At 39.4% G+C, this 15982-nt stretch carries 16 protein-coding genes; 6 read left to right on the top strand and 10 right to left on the bottom strand.

Features of this window, described 5'->3' with window-relative positions:
* Positions 1-9: 9 nt before the first annotated feature.
* The 4 genes from A6J60_RS02250 to A6J60_RS02235 all read right to left on the bottom strand — a co-directional run bounded on the left by A6J60_RS02250 (position 10) and on the right by A6J60_RS02235 (position 4446).
* Positions 10-465 (bottom strand): hypothetical protein, encoded by a 456-nt coding sequence (locus A6J60_RS02250; protein ID WP_096064555.1) that lies wholly within the window; start codon positions 463-465, stop codon positions 10-12.
* A 51-nt stretch (positions 466-516) separates the two neighbouring features.
* Positions 517-2217 carry a WG repeat-containing protein gene (locus A6J60_RS02245; RefSeq protein ID WP_193778007.1) on the bottom strand — a complete coding sequence of 567 codons (1701 nt, stop codon included), beginning with the start codon at positions 2215-2217 and terminating at the stop codon, positions 517-519.
* Between the two features lie 95 nt (positions 2218-2312).
* Positions 2313-3188 carry an SEL1-like repeat protein gene (locus tag A6J60_RS02240; RefSeq protein ID WP_127891424.1) on the bottom strand — a complete coding sequence of 292 codons (876 nt, stop codon included), beginning with the start codon at positions 3186-3188 and terminating at the stop codon, positions 2313-2315.
* 343 nt (positions 3189-3531) lie between these two features.
* Positions 3532-4446 carry a LysR family transcriptional regulator gene (locus A6J60_RS02235; protein ID WP_096064552.1) on the bottom strand — a complete coding sequence of 305 codons (915 nt, stop codon included), beginning with the start codon at positions 4444-4446 and terminating at the stop codon, positions 3532-3534.
* Between the two features lie 195 nt (positions 4447-4641).
* On the opposite strand from A6J60_RS02235, the gene A6J60_RS02230 reads away from it, so the two are divergent.
* Positions 4642-5616, top strand: a complete 975-nt coding sequence (locus tag A6J60_RS02230; RefSeq protein ID WP_096064551.1) for a DMT family transporter — start codon at positions 4642-4644, stop codon at positions 5614-5616.
* Positions 5617-6062: 446 nt separating this feature from the next.
* Positions 6063-6926, top strand: coding sequence for a tetratricopeptide repeat protein (locus A6J60_RS02225; protein WP_096064550.1), 864 nt, complete (start codon positions 6063-6065; stop codon positions 6924-6926).
* Positions 6927-7286: 360 nt separating this feature from the next.
* Here A6J60_RS02225 and A6J60_RS02220 read toward each other — a convergent pair whose 3' ends face one another.
* Genes A6J60_RS02220 through A6J60_RS02210 form a run of 3 tightly spaced genes read right to left on the bottom strand, consistent with a single transcriptional unit; the run spans position 7287 to position 9393 of the window.
* Positions 7287-7862, bottom strand: coding sequence for a DUF711 family protein (locus A6J60_RS02220; protein ID WP_096064549.1), 576 nt, complete (start codon positions 7860-7862; stop codon positions 7287-7289).
* Positions 7813-8457: a PhzF family phenazine biosynthesis protein gene (locus A6J60_RS02215; RefSeq protein WP_096064548.1), complete on the bottom strand. Its 645-nt coding sequence runs from the start codon at positions 8455-8457 to the stop codon at positions 7813-7815. The genes A6J60_RS02220 and A6J60_RS02215 overlap by 50 nt, the downstream gene beginning before the upstream one ends.
* 33 nt (positions 8458-8490) lie before the next feature.
* Positions 8491-9393 carry an EamA family transporter gene (locus tag A6J60_RS02210; protein ID WP_096064547.1) on the bottom strand — a complete coding sequence of 301 codons (903 nt, stop codon included), beginning with the start codon at positions 9391-9393 and terminating at the stop codon, positions 8491-8493.
* Between the two features lie 184 nt (positions 9394-9577).
* Between A6J60_RS02210 and A6J60_RS02205 the strand changes: the two genes are divergently transcribed.
* From A6J60_RS02205 to A6J60_RS02195, 3 genes are all read left to right on the top strand, one after another.
* Positions 9578-10735, top strand: coding sequence for a PLP-dependent aminotransferase family protein (locus A6J60_RS02205; protein ID WP_193778006.1), 1158 nt, complete (start codon positions 9578-9580; stop codon positions 10733-10735).
* A 50-nt stretch (positions 10736-10785) separates the two neighbouring features.
* Positions 10786-11861, top strand: a protein-coding gene (locus A6J60_RS02200) for an IS3 family transposase (protein ID WP_413772355.1) whose coding sequence is annotated in 2 segments (ribosomal slippage) — positions 10786-11041 and positions 11041-11861 — 1077 coding nt in all. Because the reading frame shifts where the segments join, the coding sequence is not laid out codon by codon here.
* 27 nt (positions 11862-11888) lie between these two features.
* Complete coding sequence (locus A6J60_RS02195) at positions 11889-12368, top strand: hypothetical protein (protein ID WP_096064545.1); 480 nt, start codon at positions 11889-11891, stop codon at positions 12366-12368.
* A gap of 247 nt (positions 12369-12615) precedes the next feature.
* Here the strand turns inward: A6J60_RS02195 and A6J60_RS02190 are convergent, their stop codons facing one another.
* The 3 genes from A6J60_RS02190 to A6J60_RS02180 all read right to left on the bottom strand — a co-directional run bounded on the left by A6J60_RS02190 (position 12616) and on the right by A6J60_RS02180 (position 14941).
* The gene (locus tag A6J60_RS02190; RefSeq protein WP_096064544.1) at positions 12616-13146 is read right to left on the bottom strand and encodes a hypothetical protein; all 531 of its coding nucleotides are present in this window, start codon (positions 13144-13146) and stop codon (positions 12616-12618) included.
* Positions 13147-13262: 116 nt separating this feature from the next.
* Positions 13263-14338 (bottom strand): IS3 family transposase gene (locus A6J60_RS02185; RefSeq protein ID WP_413772355.1). Its coding sequence is split into 2 segments (ribosomal slippage): positions 13263-14083 and positions 14083-14338, totalling 1077 coding nucleotides; the frame shifts between segments, so codons are not numbered across the junction.
* A 66-nt stretch (positions 14339-14404) separates the two neighbouring features.
* Positions 14405-14941 (bottom strand): hypothetical protein, encoded by a 537-nt coding sequence (locus tag A6J60_RS02180; RefSeq protein ID WP_096064543.1) that lies wholly within the window; start codon positions 14939-14941, stop codon positions 14405-14407.
* A gap of 78 nt (positions 14942-15019) precedes the next feature.
* Between A6J60_RS02180 and A6J60_RS02175 the strand changes: the two genes are divergently transcribed.
* A complete protein-coding gene (locus tag A6J60_RS02175; RefSeq protein ID WP_096064542.1) occupies positions 15020-15964 on the top strand; it encodes a hypothetical protein in 945 nt (314 codons plus the stop codon).
* Positions 15965-15982: the final 18 nt, after the last annotated feature.

Genomic DNA, 15982 nt, shown 5'->3' with positions numbered 1-15982 from the left:
CTGATGGTTTTACCATTCAGATACGTTGTAGCCATACTTCTTGGCGAGGTCAGTCGCATCACCATCAAAGTTGTGGCAAGCTTGTGCATACAAGACGCCTTCAGCATAAAGCACGCCAGGAAGTGCCATCCCTTGATTGATAGGTAATACAGTCACTTGATCGCCGGTTTGTACGGTTGGCGACTGTAGTGAGCACGTAATATATAAGTTATGAAAATGATGATTCCAGACTATCTTTTTTGAATTCCAAGATCTTTGACCGCCAACAACCTTTAACTTCAACATATGATGTCTAGGCGTTTTTTCGAGTAACTTAAAATCCATCACGCGCACAATACTACAAGGGTTGTGGTAGCAACTTTCAGATATAGCGCCTTTTTGGATGCCTCTGTGATCAAAAATATTAGCAGCAAATAAAGAGGTGCTTACGGTGCTTAAAGCGGCAATTAAAGCGAGTTTTTTCATAGTTTACACTCTTTAAGGGTTTGTCTATTCGATAGTATCATTAACTGTTAATCACTCATTTGTTTGAGGTATTTTATTAACCTCACGTCCTTGTCTATCAATCCAAAATGTCTTGCCTTCACGGATGACCTTCGCAATACCATCTTCAAAATCAAATCGTTCATCAAAGGTTGCAGGTATAATTTCATTAAAGCTATCTTCAGTTATCCAGCCGTATTTACCGCCTTGCTCAAATACATAGCCGTCCTCAACAATTTCAAAATGTAGCCTGTCATACTTTGGTGCCAGTAGTACGTTTCCATTATTATCTATCAACCCCTCTTTAAGAACAGAGTTTAAGTCTTTAATCCAGACATGGAGTCGTGAGTCGTAATTGTCGTATTCTAACTTATCATAAATAAAAGGGGTTAAAGGCGTGCCATCAACATTGAGTAGTGCAAATTTTATTTGATCGTCATTATTGATAGGCTTACTGACAATCAGTCGGTTGGGTAAAGTAAATACATTGTAAGTCATACTGTCATATTCAAATGGCAACACCTGCGTATTGTCAATTGATAACAGCCCAAATTTGCCGTTTTGTTTGGCAATAAAATAACGTAAATGGCTTAAATCTTCGCCTTTAATATTGATATTAACAGGGTCGAGCTCATCAAATTTTGCAGGAATAACGGTACTTCCTTTTAAGTCGATGACACCCTGTTTGCCATCCTTTTCAACCTGTAACAAGCCTAAGCTATACAGATTTTGCATAGCCTCATAGCGGGCAGGTAATAGTTGTCTACCACTTGAGTCGAATAGTCCGTATTTACCATCAATTTCAATAATGGCAGGACGAACACTACCATCATGCACTTCATCATCGTAAACGCTATAACTCTCTTCACCGTCAGCGTCAATAAATTGAATACTACCGATATTACCGTCAATAATTATATTTTGTGATGCATCAACGACAAATTTTTGATTATTCTTAATAACATAAAATAAGTTCTGACTGGTATTAAACCAACGTATGCGTTGATAGTGGGGCGGTAATATCGTGTTCCCTTTACTATCAATGATGCCCCAATAGTCGTCCTTTTTTACTTTATAAAATTTACCCGAAGCAATTGAGTAGTTGTCTGTAACTTCACCAATTGAGTCATAGTCAAAAGGAATTACAACCTGACCTTCGCTATCAAGCGCGCCCCATTTACCAGTATAAGCACCGGTTTTTTTATAACCAATCAAAGGTTGATATGCAGAGGCTCGTTGAATAAGCTTCAATTTACAATTGTCAAAATAATACTCGTCAGAGGTTAAGGCTTGATGTTGACGATTTATAAAACCAAACAATTTATCTTTTTTTACCACAAAAGCATCTTGGTAGGTATAAATACTATCGTACTCAAACGGTATAATCACTTTACCTGTTTTATCAATGACGCCTGATTTGTCATTTTGTTTGGCAATGATGTCTAAGTTTTTGGTCAAATATACATGACTTAAATGTTGGAACATTACTTTATCATTAATACGAATCGACACATCATTATTATCACTCATATCATGGTAGGCGCTTTCAGCATCAAAGTCATTTAAGATGAGCTGGTATTCGGTGGCAAGTTGTTGCTCCCTTAATTGTTGACTGTTTTTTGTGGTTTTGGCATTTAAGCAAGCACAGTCCAAAGTTGAAGTGCCTTCTGATTTTGAATCTGAAGCAATAGCGGACGGTGCAATGAGTGCTGTATGCAGAACAGTTGTAAACAAACAAAGAGATAAAGGCTTTATAAGAACAGAGCGCATGGTTCACCTGAAGTGATGAAGATTAAGGTTTATCAGATATTTTGAGCAATAACATATTTTTAGCGCCAGTCGATGTCATCCTGTGGCAAAGCATCCGCTTTGTCTTCCCAGTACTTTGCTTTGTCAGTATAGTTAGGGTCAATATCTACTAACTCTTCATACAGTTCTGCCAAGATACCTGTGGCAACATAGCTCCCTTGATTGGCTAAATGAGTCAGCTCGTCAAGTTTTGGCGTGATATATCGTTTAATATCCTCATTGCTAGGAAGAATAGGGACACCCAAAAAATGTTCAATATCCTCATAAGTCAACATCGCCTTAGTATCAAAATGTCCTGCTTTGTCTAGCAAATAGCTACTTACTATACCGATCCCTGCTTCAGTCTCATGTTGCAATCTAATAGGATTGTTCTCGCTGAGATGGCTTTTTTTACTGACAATTTCACTAGTAACCATATAGCTAAGTAATGGCGACCATTCAGGTTTCTCATTTTGGTAATAATCGACCACTTTGCTTAAGTATTGCACTGCCTTATTATCATCTTTCGGTACAAATTCGCCTGAATAATAAGCAATCGCCATAGACAAATTTATTAGAGCAACATCTTCAGGCGTGAACTCATCTTCATTAATTGTATTGTTTAGCGCTATTACAGGTTTTTCAAATTCATGATACTGAGCAAGAACTTCTGGGCTTTTATTGAATGGTACATCGGCTTTGCAAGGCTGAAATCTTTTAACTTGTAGACTTAAATTATCTGAATAAATATTTATACCATTTGGTGTCTGCTTGAACTCTTTTATATCAATAGGGGTATCTGATTGCTCAATACGCTGATAGACACTACAGCTCGAATCAGTATCTGTATTAATAGCATTAGCGATAGAAGTAGAAGAATGAGGGGTTGGATGCTGGCGTTGATTTGTTTGAGCCATTGAAGTGGTTGACAGCATTATGATTGATGTCAATGAGATCACAGATAATACTGATTTACGCCTTATAAATCTCATGCTAACTGCCTTTGAAGTTTTTAACGATACATTATGAGTCTGACTAATAATTATTTAAGCAGGATATATAGGGTTGTACAATATTTTTGATAACAAAAATTTGCGATGATTAAGTTTGGATTGCTAACTCTTAAGAATATTTATATCACTTTATTTAGAGACGTGAGGAATTAAAGTGGATTGAGTATTTGGATCAACCTTTAATACGATGGCTTATAAGAATGGTTTGAATTTATGGCGTATTTCCGTACATAGAGATTAAGACATCTTAGTCTTGCAAAAACTCAATCAAAACTTGCAGTCGTAACGGGCGGAATTTATTGGGTAAATAGGTCAACCATGCAACCCCTTCATATTTTGACTTTAATTGCCAATCAGGCAAAACCTCAACGACCGTACCGCTACTCAATGCCTCTGTGACGACAAAATCAGGAAAGCAGCCCACACCCAAATGATTGACCACACCCTCTAAGCGCATGCCTGTATGATTTACTGCGTAGCGACCACTAACGGTGACGGTTATCGGTTCTAGAGTCTTATCATTGATATTTAAAAACCGCCATTGATTGTCATCGGGCGTCTCACCTAAATAAATACAATCATGATGTTTTAAGTCTAAAGGATGCTTAATAGGATACGGGTGTGATGCTAAATATTGAGGTGTCGCACATAATACTTGCCGCACTTCTCGCAGTGGCTTTGCAATCAAATAATCAGGTGGCGACTCGCTTATCTCTATGGCGCAGTCTACATTATCACGTAACAAATCTATTGAATTATCCGTAATAACCGCCTTTAAACGAATATCTGGATACTGCTTTAAAAACGCTACTAATAAACCACCCATCACATGACTGGCAAAGCTTTTGGGTACGCCTATAGACACATCACCTGCCAGCACCTCCAAGGATTGATTGGCAACCTCAACCGCAGCGTTGGCTTCCTTAAGCATATTTTGGCAATACGTTAAAAAACTCCCTCCTGTACCCGTCAGGCGCATACTTCGTGTGGTGCGCTCAATCAACCTTGTGCCAAGCGTATCCTCCAGTTGAGTGATACGTTTGCTCACTGAGGATGGCGTCATTTGCAGCGCCTCTGCTGCGGCACTAAAGCTGCCTAAATCGGCTACTGTCTCAAAAATTGCCATATTTAATAGCAAACCGTGCAAAGTCGTCTTATTCATTGATAATTATCCAAACCCAATACCCGATTTAATAAAAATAAAATAAACCAAGTCAAAGTAAATTTATATTATAAGTTGTTATTAAATAGTATAAGAAGCGCATTTGGAAAAACAGTTTTGCCGAAATAATCATTTAATGCAGGCTGACGGGTAGATACACTTTGGAAGGTAGATGAACCGATAGGATAAATCCAAATGAGTCAAAGCATCTCTTTTCAATTGAATAATAGACAGCTCTTACTGCTGTCAGATATCTGTTTAATACTCGTCGCTGCCATCTGGGGCTCAAGCTATGGTATGGCAAAAATTAGCCTACAGTTTTACCCTGTACTTGGCTTTTTAGCGATACGCTTTGGGTTAACCAGTTTGATACTCTTTCCTATATTAATCAGCACTTATCGACGTAACCCTGCACAATTAAAACAAACAATTGCCGCTGGTCTCCCTCTTGGTGCCATCTTACTCACGATTTTCTTATTTGAAACTTATGGTTTGTTTTATACTACCGCCGCCAACGCAGCGTTTTTGATAAGTTTGTGCCTTATTATGACCCCCTTTATGGAATGGGCGGTCCTGAAAAATCGCCCACACAACCGTGTCTTCGTATGCGCCTTGTTATCATTGTTTGGTACTTATTTACTAACAATGGATGCCCAAGACTCAGTAAACGCATCCTCTATGTTGTTGAATCTAGGGGACGGGCTTATATTATGTGCCGCGCTTGCCCGCGCTGTCATGGTGACGATGACTAAGAAACTGGTTGATAACCAGCCGTTAGAGGTGTTAGATAGAGAAACTAGCAAAACAAAACAACCTATCTCATCGCTCGCACTGACTGCGGTCCAATCTATTATGGTTTTTATAGGCTGTTTGTTTTCATTCTTAATTACTCAAATTTATTCAAATGGTGTGATTGATCTACCTAACCAAAGTGCTTTTTGGCTGCCGACACTTTATCTTGTCATTTTTTGCACCATTTTTGCCTTTTTTGTTCAAAATTGGGCAGTAAAAATAGGTTCGCCCAGCCGTGCGTCTTTGCTTATGGGTAGCGAGCCAGTATTTGGTGCGCTGTTCGCTGTATTATTACTTAATGAGCAGATAGGTGTGTTGGGCTGGCTAGGCGGTGGGCTGATTACGGTGGCATCTGTGGCATTGGTCGTCAAACGATAGCTTAGACTTTCTTTCTAGAAAATGGTTTCATTGATTGTTCTTTTAAGCCTCTTTTTTACTAGTCTTTTAGGCTCTAACACTTTAAATTTCTCTGTTGTGCTTTTGCTAAGATACTAGGTAGGCATGATATTTTAATATTTGAACCCTTAAATTAACGATTACAAAATGACTAGGGTAGTGGTGAAAATAATGAAAAATGTTAAAAAACTCTATAGAAGTTTTAGCTTTGCAAGTAAAAATGCCTAAAATGGATTTTTATTTTGCACTTATATGTCACTCTAAGAGGTCCAGATATGTTGCTATTGTCACGATACGGCGTTGTAAGGCAAGACTACGGTAGTAAGCCTAAATCGCTCCGATAGTGAGGTTTTCGACATTTTAATATATAAAAAGAGCATAATGTAAACTCAGAAACTCTTTCATTTATTAATTTATAAGTAATAAATATGACATTCTTAAAATCGATCTCCAAAAAACTGTGCGTTAGTCAATTAATGTTAATACCATTAATTTTAACTTTACCTTTATTAGGTCATGCAGATGATACAAAAAATGTAGAAGTTGAGCTGAGATATGATGGAGAACCCATGACAGGTGCAGACTATTATCAGTTAGCATTCATGTATTACAATGGCTTGGGGGTAGAAGAAAGTGAGGAGAAAGGTTTTGATGCGGTATTGAAGGCGGCACAACTTAATCACTTACCTGCACTTAATAAAGTTGGTGCAATGTATGAGTTTGCAATGGGTACCGAGCGAGATTTAGACAAAGCCTTTTATTGGTATCAGAAAGCTGCCGACGCTGGGTCTATGAAAGGTCAGTATAATGTAGGCATTGTATATCTTAATGGCAATAGAGATGCGGTAGCAAATATCAATCCTGAAGAACGTTATAAGATAGCTTTCGAATTTTTGACCAAATCAGCGAATCAAAATTATGCTCCTGCTCAAAATGCACTTGGGAATATGTATAAAAATGGTATGGGCGTAGAACAGAATGAAAGTGAAGCTATTGAATGGTGGAGAAAAGCGGCCTATCAAAACGACGTTAATGCGCAGCTATCTTTAGAGTTGCTTGCGTTTAGAAATAAAGGGGTTGCAGATTCTCAAAAATTAATACAAGCATATAGAGAAGAGGCAGAAGCAGGAGATAAATATTCCCAGTACAAACTTGGTGTAATTAATTATAAAGGCATCAATCAGCCAGTAAATACTACGTCTGCCATATTATGGCTTGGTCAATCTTGTGACAATGGTTTAACGCAGGCATGTATACTTTTAAGGAACATGGGTATAGACCCTGAAAAGTAGCCTCGATTTACCTTTAATGCACTGCAATAACCGCACAAATAATCACTCGTAAACGAGGTTATCCCGCTAGCGGTTAAAAACACGCACGGTGATGATTATTTAGTGGATATCCTAAAAATTGCCCGCATTAGTACCTCGGTCATCAAAAAACCGATAGCTGAGAATGAATTTTTAGAGATTAAAAAAGGGTGGGAGTAGCTAGAATAAATAAAAAGGATGTATTCTAGCTATTAAAGAGGATAAATATAATCGATGGTTTAGTAAGAAGTTGCAATGCTATTCAATAAAGTAATCCGTAATAAAAACTAAGTTAAAATTACTATTTATAAGGAAGTTTAAATTTACTTTACTTTAAGTCTATTAAGGCACCGCCATTACCACACAATTGCACAAGTCATCACTCTCAAACGCGGTTATTTTGCTAGCAGTTAAGTTTGGCACAGGAAAGACACGGACGGTTAAAGGTTTATTCAAACGGAATGCCATCGTTCCTGTATCACGTATTAACGCGCACAGTTTATCGTTTGGTGTATCACCTGCAATCGGTACGGTATCAAGACCAATGCCGCAAACCGCGCTATAAGTCAATAATGACCTGATATCGAAATCGCCATTAATCGTACCTTGTGCCAATCCTATGTCTTCAGTCACTGCCAGCATTAAACCTGAGAATCCAACGGCATCAATCCCAGTCATTGACTTAAATATTCGTGTCAACAGACTTGATGCTTCAACCGTACCCGATGCACCAAAATAGGGAACGTCTAACAGCTTATAAACATCGACCATTGACGCACAGTCCTTTGAGGGTGCAGGGGAGGTGTCTATGCCCAAATAATTCCAGCCTAATTGTATATATTCTCTATTTACTGACTTAGCAATATCATCAATTACTGTTACATGATGTTTGAGCCTGACTGGTGACTGCCACACCATGAGGTGCTAATTCTGCCAATAATTTTTTGTCTTGCTCGGCTTTTAAGACATCAGACACCTGTTCGTATATTACGAAATAAGCTTTTTGATTTTGATAAACTTCAACAGGCTTAATAGACAACCCATCTACTAACGCTTTTGGTAAGTCCATTATCCGCTTGGGTTTCTGATTTGGAAAATCCATCTGTATTTTGCCATCATTACGCTTAGTCACAGTCAATACACCGACAGCATCCGCATAAAACTGCACCTCAGCTAAATCATTATCCTTATCAAACAGCACAAACGCTGATGCCAATGTTGCATGACCACAAAAATCAACCTCCATAAGCGTTGAAAACCAGCGGATATGATATAAAGGTGTGGTTTCTGTGTATGCTGACTTGTCAGAATGATTCTTACAAACCAAAAAAGCGGTTTCTGAAAGATTATTTTGGGTTGCAATGGACTGCATTAAATCGGTATCTAGCCAGCCTGACTCACTGTCCTGTTTTTGACTTTGACCATTGGTATCTTTTAAAACAACCACGCCAGCCGAATTACCTTTGAATACGGTGTCAGTGAATGCGTCGATAAAGTCTATTTTTAGTTTCATACTATTTCCAGTGGTTAGATGGGTTTAACGATATTAGCATTTTTTCATTTCTACAAGATTTTTATTCTTACCTCGCACTGGCAACCTCACCGTCAACACGACCAATCCAACCAATATTAATACAGATCCCATTATCTCCACAGGTGACAACACCTCATCATAAATGAGCCAACCAAAAAACAGACCCGCAATCGGTATCAACAATGTATAAGGGGTGGTAATCGCCAGTCCGTGTTTAGTAATTAGCATTGCAAAGATAGAATATCCTGCCACCGTTATGACCAATGACTGAAATAAAATCACACCCCAACTTTTCAAGCTTGGCAACTGTAGATACGTATAGATTGGCGTGTCTGTCATGCCAGCATATATAAGCGACATAATTAGGATAGGTAGGGGGACAAACAGGCTTGCCCACACGGTAAAGCTCACCACATTTTTAGGTTTGGTTATTTTTATAACGACATTACTGAGCGTCATAAACACCGAAGCCAAAAGCGTAATCAGTAAGCCCGTCAAGCTAATGTTGTCTGACTTAAACATAAAGATAACGAGTAATCCAAGCATCGCAATCATCACACCAACAATTTGCCTAGGCGTTAAATGCTCTTTAAAAAACACCAAAGCAACCAGTACGGTTAAAAAAGGGCTGGTTTGTAAGATTAAAGACGACATGCCAGATGGCATGCCCTGAGCAATAGCAAAGTATGCCAACCCCCACACGCCAAGCCCTAATATCAGACCATATAATGCAACATAACGCATAGGTACGTCAGGCTTTTTAATAATAAACACCATCGGGATAGCGGTAAACAAAAACCGTAGCATGATAAACGTCATCGTATGCAGGTCTTCTAATCCCCAACGGATAATGACAAAATTAAATCCCCATACCAAAACGACAGCCAGTGCCAAGAGTTGTTCTTTAATGGTCATTGTTATTCCCCTTATCTTGCCAGTGCTTATTTGTATGTTTAATACTGACAAACACTATACGACCAAAAACCATGACAGACCCTACACAGCACCTTCCTTTTTTAATCTCACTGTACAGGTGATTTTTTGCTACTGTACAGTTTAAATAATGACATCAATAACCAAGACAGCAGAACCAATCACAATGATAAAAATCAATAAAACCGATACCCTCATCAATACCATCATAGAAAACATTGAAACAGGACGTTATCAGCCCAATCAGCTTATCCCCTCGATTCGAGTGATGGCAAAGCAAAGTGATGTCTCAACTTACACCGTCTCGCAAGCCTACGACAGACTGGTCGCATCAGGGCATATCACCTCTATGCAAGGTGTAGGATTTCTAGTGCAATCTATCACTAATACGCCATCAAATAGCCACAGAAATAAAGAACGAAACGATTCCTATAATCCATCCAATGCAATCAATCAATCCAATCAAGAACACACAGCATCCACACCAATGCCACAGCCCATTATTCACCAGCAAGTCCTAGACACCAGTTGGATGATGGGGCACTTATTTCACGATCTACCCAGTAACCGAGCATCAGGGGGCGGACTGCTCAAAGACGACTGGTTGCCTGACGCACAAGTGGTCGGTAAATGTAGCCGTCAAGTCATCCGCCAAGTTAACCAATTCATCTTCGGTTACGGGCATCTGCAAGGTTATCATGGCTTACGTGAGCACTTCGCCATCCAGCTAGCCAGTCAAAACATTACCGCCACGGCTAATCAAATCATCACCACTGCTGGCGTGTCGCATGCCACTGAATTATTACTAAAAACCCTATGCAAAGCAGGGGACACCATACTCGTTGACGACCCAGGCTGGTACTGGATAATCGGCTGTGCTCAGCAAATGGGCATCAATGTCATAGGCATACCCAGACAAGCCGATGGCATCGATTTAACCCTATTTGAGCATTGCCTTGCCACTTATCAGCCCAAGCTATACATCACCAATAGTCGACTACACAACCCAACAGGGTTTAGCTTTAGTGCCAACAATATGTACAAAGTCTTATCCCTACTCAAACAACACGCCCAAAGCATCAATGACATTAAAAATCAGCACACTGACGCCATAGGCTGTCATCGTCACACACCCTGTTATCTCGTTGAAGACGACGTACTAGGGCATCTTTGCGACTCACAGGACTCACAGCATCTTATCCCATTCGCTATGCTGGATGGATTTGAACAGGTCATTTACCTCAATGGTGTTGCCAAATCTCTAGGTGGCAACTGGCGTGTCGGCATGATGGTGTGTCCAGAGTGTAACTATCCCCTAAAATAACACAGCTCAAACGTAGAATTTCTTATAAAATACCCATAAGGAGTTTTAATATGAGCAAACGAATGACTGAGACCCAAATAGTATCCATTTTAAAAGAAGCAGAAGCAGGAATACCTGCTAAAGAGCTGTGCCGTAAGTACGGAATTGCTAATTCGACTTTCTATAAATGGCGTTCCAAGTATGGAGGCATGGAAGCCTCTGATGTTAAGCGACTAAAAGAGCTTGAAGAAGAAAACCGTAGGCTTAAACAGATGTATGCTGATTTAAGCCTCAAAGCGCAAATGCAGGAAGATATCATAAAAAAGCTATAGCGCCTGCTTGTGAGCGCAAAGTCTGGGCTCAAGAATTGCAGGCGCAGTATGGTGTCAGTATTGCATCGAGCTGTCAGGTGGTCTGTATGAGTCGAACCGCTTATTACTATAAGCCTAAGCTATCTGATGATAGTGAGATTATTGATGTCTTAAATGAACTAACAGATAAGCACAATCGTTGGGGTTTCCCAAAGTGTTTTAAGCGTATACGCAAGCTTGGCTATTCATGGAATCATAAACGAGTACACCGTGTTTATAAAGCTTTAAACTTAAACCTACGCCGTAAGTCTAAAAGACGGCTACCAACACGTAACCCCCAGCCGTTAAGTGTGCCAAACGCATTGGGTCATACTTGGTCTATGGACTTTATGAGCGATAAGCTGCACAATAATATTCGCTTTCGAACCTTTAATGTGATTGATGATTACAACCGCGAAATACTCGGCATTGATATTGGTACCAGCATTCCCTCACTCCGAGTGATTCGCTACCTTGACCAGTTAGCCGAGTGGCATGGTTATCCTAAGCAAATTCGTGTGGATAATGGTAGTGAGTTCACCTCTAAAGTGTTTACTGATTGGGCAACGGCTCACGGTATCTATATTGACTATATTGAGCCTGGCTGTCCTTATCAGAATGCTTATATTGAACGGTTTAATCGTAGTTACCGCAATGAGGTTTTGGATTGTTATTTATTCAATGATTTAAATGAAGTCAGTCAACTGACTGAGGAGTGGATCACGGTTTATAACACCGAAAGACCCCATGATTCACTTAATGATATGACACCTGCCCAGTATAGACAGGTGGCTTAATTATTCTACGATGATGTTGTGTTAAGAATGGGGTATTTACAAGAGCATTTACTTGAGGACATCCTACGCCAAAAGATGCTCTCCATCACCGCTTGCTCCGAGCTTAATGAGCGTATCATTACTAACATGTGGCAAGACAGCAGTTACCCTCGGCACATCCGCAAAATGCAAAGCCTCATTAGGCAAACCCACCGCCAACTGGTGGTTTGGCTGAACGAGCTAAACTTTAACTATGACAATCAGCACTACAAAGACAAAAGCATCAATGAGCTAAGCTTATTTTTATGGTTAGACGTCGGTGTGGACAGTGCCACACTTGCCGAAGACGCTGTTGACGATGGCTGGCACGTCGCCCCAGGACATCTTTTCTCACCCAGTGGCAAGTTTAAAACGCACATTCGATTAAACGTTGGCACAACCACCAAAGCATTTTTGATTTGGTTACGGGCGTATTTAGATAGGGTGGGTGGGGGAAAAAGAAGTTATAGAAGGAGAGAAAGCAGTTAGAGGAAAAGCAGATAGAAAATAGGAAATGAAGGTTAAAGTATAATCAAGAGATTAGATAATATTGGTAGCCAATCTCGCTTTGCACTACTATCTGTCGTCTTAAGCAGGGCGAGGGCTAAGGTTTGGTGTGTAATTGGCTAAACGCCATGCCACGCCAAAACCAAGCCATCACAACCTACTTAAATCGCCAGTATATCCGCTTCAATCGGGGCTAAACCGCTCCCAAGGTCAAGTTTACAGCTCATAATTAAGGATCGACTTTATGGAGCCAAAAAGACTCTTCTTCCAGATTGAAGAATCTTTCTATGTGAGTCGTTATGTTTTCTATAGCTATATCTAGTCTTTGCTCTATAGTCGCCATAGAAACCCCTCCACTTAAAACATATATTGCATCTTCACGAGTAAATAACGGTTTCATTCTCTTTAGTTGTTTATTATCTAATAAATAATGGGTTAAGAAATTACGTAATGAAGCCTGTTTGTTTATCCACTTTACATTTTCTTCGCCACACACCGCTTTAAAAAAAGCATTCTCTAATTCTGATGAGCCTTGTTTTCTGATTATAGCCTGTAAAATATTTAAAGAAGAAACTGCGTGAAATACGTTAATAAATTTAGTTCTGAGTAAAGCATGACTGTTTTTAGGCAAAGCTCTCGATGTAACAAGCTTGGTGAAGTTTAGTCGAGCAAGGATTAATAAAAGAGCTTTCGCATATTCCTTGTTGTCATCACTGAACTTGCTTAGTTTAGTAATTTTCTTTGACTTAACATCGAACATTTTATATTCGCTATTTGCTAGGAATATGTTTTTCCTAATGGATAGTTCGTGTGTAGAACCATTTAGACTAGCCAATGTAAATACCCCATTCTTAACACAACATCATCGTAGAATAATTAAGCCACCTGTCTATACTGGGCAGGTGTCATATCATTAAGTGAATCATGGGGTCTTTCGGTGTTATAAACCGTGATCCACTCCTCAGTCAGTTGACTGACTTCATTTAAATCATTGAATAAATAACAATCCAAAACCTCATTGCGGTAACTACGATTAAACCGTTCAATATAAGCATTCTGATAAGGACAGCCAGGCTCAATATAGTCAATATAGATACCGTGAGCCGTTGCCCAATCAGTAAACACTTTAGAGGTGAACTCACTACCATTATCCACACGAATTTGCTTAGGATAACCATGCCACTCGGCTAACTGGTCAAGGTAGCGAATCACTCGGAGTGAGGGAATGCTGGTACCAATATCAATGCCGAGTATTTCGCGGTTGTAATCATCAATCACATTAAAGGTTCGAAAGCGAATATTATTGTGCAGCTTATCGCTCATAAAGTCCATAGACCAAGTATGACCCAATGCGTTTGGCACACTTAACGGCTGGGGGTTACGTGTTGGTAGCCGTCTTTTAGACTTACGGCGTAGGTTTAAGTTTAAAGCTTTATAAACACGGTGTACTCGTTTATGATTCCATGAATAGCCAAGCTTGCGTATACGCTTAAAACACTTTGGGAAACCCCAACGATTGTGCTTATCTGTTAGTTCATTTAAGACATCAATAATCTCACTATCATCAGATAGCTTAGGCTTATAGTAATAAGCGGTTCGACTCATACAGACCACCTGACAGCTCGATGCAATACTGACACCATACTGCGCCTGCAATTCTTGAGCCCAGACTTTGCGCTCACAAGCAGGCGCTATAGCTTTTTTATGATATCTTCCTGCATTTGCGCTTTGAGGCTTAAATCAGCATACATCTGTTTAAGCCTACGGTTTTCTTCTTCAAGCTCTTTTAGTCGCTTAACATCAGAGGCTTCCATGCCTCCATACTTGGAACGCCATTTATAGAAAGTCGAATTAGCAATTCCGTACTTACGGCACAGCTCTTTAGCAGGTATTCCTGCTTCTGCTTCTTTTAAAATGGATACTATTTGGGTCTCAGTCATTCGTTTGCTCATATTAAAACTCCTTATGGGTATTTTATAAGAAATTCTACGTTTGAGCTGTGTTATTTTAGGGGATAGTTACACCAACGTTTCGACATATTCACCTATTTTAGTCGATAAATCTATGAGGTGTTTAGGGTTGTTGATAACATCAAGAGATAGAAAATACATTGTCGAATGCGTTGTTGTGATTATATGTTTGTTACATTTAGTTAAACCTATATCTGATCTCATTAAATCCAATATAGGAGCAAAAAACCCTGTATAGGCTCCTCTATACTGCTTAACCTGCTCAATCTCAATTTCTGATAGGATGTTAATAACCTTTTTTATGTCTTTTTGAGATTCAAGTAATTTAGTACGATGTCTCATAATTCTTAATTCATTGACTAAAGTAGGGTCACATATATTTGCTATATCTGGTGTAACTTTCTTTAAGCACTCATAACTTTCAACAATAAACATCGCTGATTCTGAGAGATAACCAGGACTAATTAAATTAGACGTATGAGTTGGAAGACTTTGTAATTCTAGCATCATATCCCTAAAAGCAACTGCATCATCTAAACAAGCCTGTACAGCCTGAATCTCATTTACTGAATTATTATTTTCCAAATGCGTCTCCTAGATAGTGAATTGAATTATTGGAAAGCTATATTTTCTTAACTAAGTTTACAACAAAGGTCAAACCAAATGCCGTACATCCTAGCCTTACTGAAAAAGTCACTCCTTACCACATGGTTTTTATTAAAGATTATTGTACCGATGATGTTTATTTCACGGATTATGGTATTGACGGGCGTTGCTGATTGGTTAAGTCGCATCTTAGCGATACCGTTGTCTGCTATGGGCTTGCCAGGGGAGGCAGGGCTTATTTGGGCAGTGACGATATTAACCAACATCTATGGCGGTATTGGCGTACTAGCGACCTTATTACCCTCAGATGGACTCACTGTTGGACAACTGAGTATTCTTGGCTCAGCGATGCTATTTGCCCATGCAATACCTGTTGAGCAAGCCGTAGTAAAAGTTGCAGGGGCAAGTGCATTATTCACAGGAGCATTACGGCTATTTTCCGCGATTGTCTATGGTATTGGTGCTAATTTTATATTTAAGTTCTTCGATATAATGCAAGACCCTGTGACCATCACTTGGTTACCAGAAGCCTCAACTGATGATAGTTGGCTACATTGGTTACAAAGCATTGCCGAGCTTATAGTTATGATTTTTGCCATCCTGACGGCACTAAACTTTGTCATGGATGTGCTAGAGCGTATTGGGTTTATCAGATGGTTATCGCGCAGATTAGAGCCGTTTTTACGTCTGACAGGTCAAAATCCCGAACTTGCGCCAATGACGACTATAGGTTTGTTACTAGGATTATCATACGGTGGTGGGCTTATTATTCAAAAAGTGAGGGAAGTGTCTTATAGTAAAAGAGATTTGTTTATGTCGTTAAGCTGTTTGTCCATTATGCACTCATTGATTGAGGATACATTGCTTATCCTATTACTCGGCGCGGATATTTGGGTGATTTTGGTTGGTAGGGTGGCATTCGCTGTTGTGCTATTAATCCTATTGGCTAAAACCACTGACCGTTTTTTCTATAAAGATAAAGTTCAGGTTGCTAAATTATGATAGTCAAAACAAGCGAAA

Origin of the sequence: Psychrobacter sp. FDAARGOS_221 (genome assembly GCF_002313155.2) — a bacterium.
In the GTDB taxonomy this organism is placed as follows: Bacteria; Pseudomonadota; Gammaproteobacteria; order Pseudomonadales; family Moraxellaceae; genus Psychrobacter.
This window is presented reverse-complemented; position numbering and strand designations above follow the sequence as displayed.

What these genes read in the sequence shown, in the direction of transcription:
- A6J60_RS02210 (WP_096064547.1), bottom strand. Translation starts at nt 9,393, where the DNA reads ATGACCATTAAAGAACAACTCTTGGCACTGGCTGTCGTTTTGGTATGG.
- A6J60_RS02195 (WP_096064545.1), top strand. Translation starts at nt 11,889, where the DNA reads ATGGGGTATTTACAAGAGCATTTACTTGAGGACATCCTACGCCAAAAG.
- A6J60_RS02230 (WP_096064551.1), top strand. Translation starts at nt 4,642, where the DNA reads ATGAGTCAAAGCATCTCTTTTCAATTGAATAATAGACAGCTCTTACTG.
- A6J60_RS02205 (WP_193778006.1), top strand. Translation starts at nt 9,578, where the DNA reads ATGATAAAAATCAATAAAACCGATACCCTCATCAATACCATCATAGAA.
- A6J60_RS02215 (WP_096064548.1), bottom strand. Translation starts at nt 8,457, where the DNA reads ATGAAACTAAAAATAGACTTTATCGACGCATTCACTGACACCGTATTC.
- A6J60_RS02225 (WP_096064550.1), top strand. Translation starts at nt 6,063, where the DNA reads ATGACATTCTTAAAATCGATCTCCAAAAAACTGTGCGTTAGTCAATTA.
- A6J60_RS02220 (WP_096064549.1), bottom strand. Translation starts at nt 7,862, where the DNA reads ATGGTGTGGCAGTCACCAGTCAGGCTCAAACATCATGTAACAGTAATT.
- A6J60_RS02190 (WP_096064544.1), bottom strand. Translation starts at nt 13,146, where the DNA reads ATGTTCGATGTTAAGTCAAAGAAAATTACTAAACTAAGCAAGTTCAGT.
- A6J60_RS02240 (WP_127891424.1), bottom strand. Translation starts at nt 3,188, where the DNA reads ATGGCTCAAACAAATCAACGCCAGCATCCAACCCCTCATTCTTCTACT.
- A6J60_RS02175 (WP_096064542.1), top strand. Translation starts at nt 15,020, where the DNA reads ATGCCGTACATCCTAGCCTTACTGAAAAAGTCACTCCTTACCACATGG.
- A6J60_RS02235 (WP_096064552.1), bottom strand. Translation starts at nt 4,446, where the DNA reads ATGAATAAGACGACTTTGCACGGTTTGCTATTAAATATGGCAATTTTT.
- A6J60_RS02250 (WP_096064555.1), bottom strand. Translation starts at nt 465, where the DNA reads ATGAAAAAACTCGCTTTAATTGCCGCTTTAAGCACCGTAAGCACCTCT.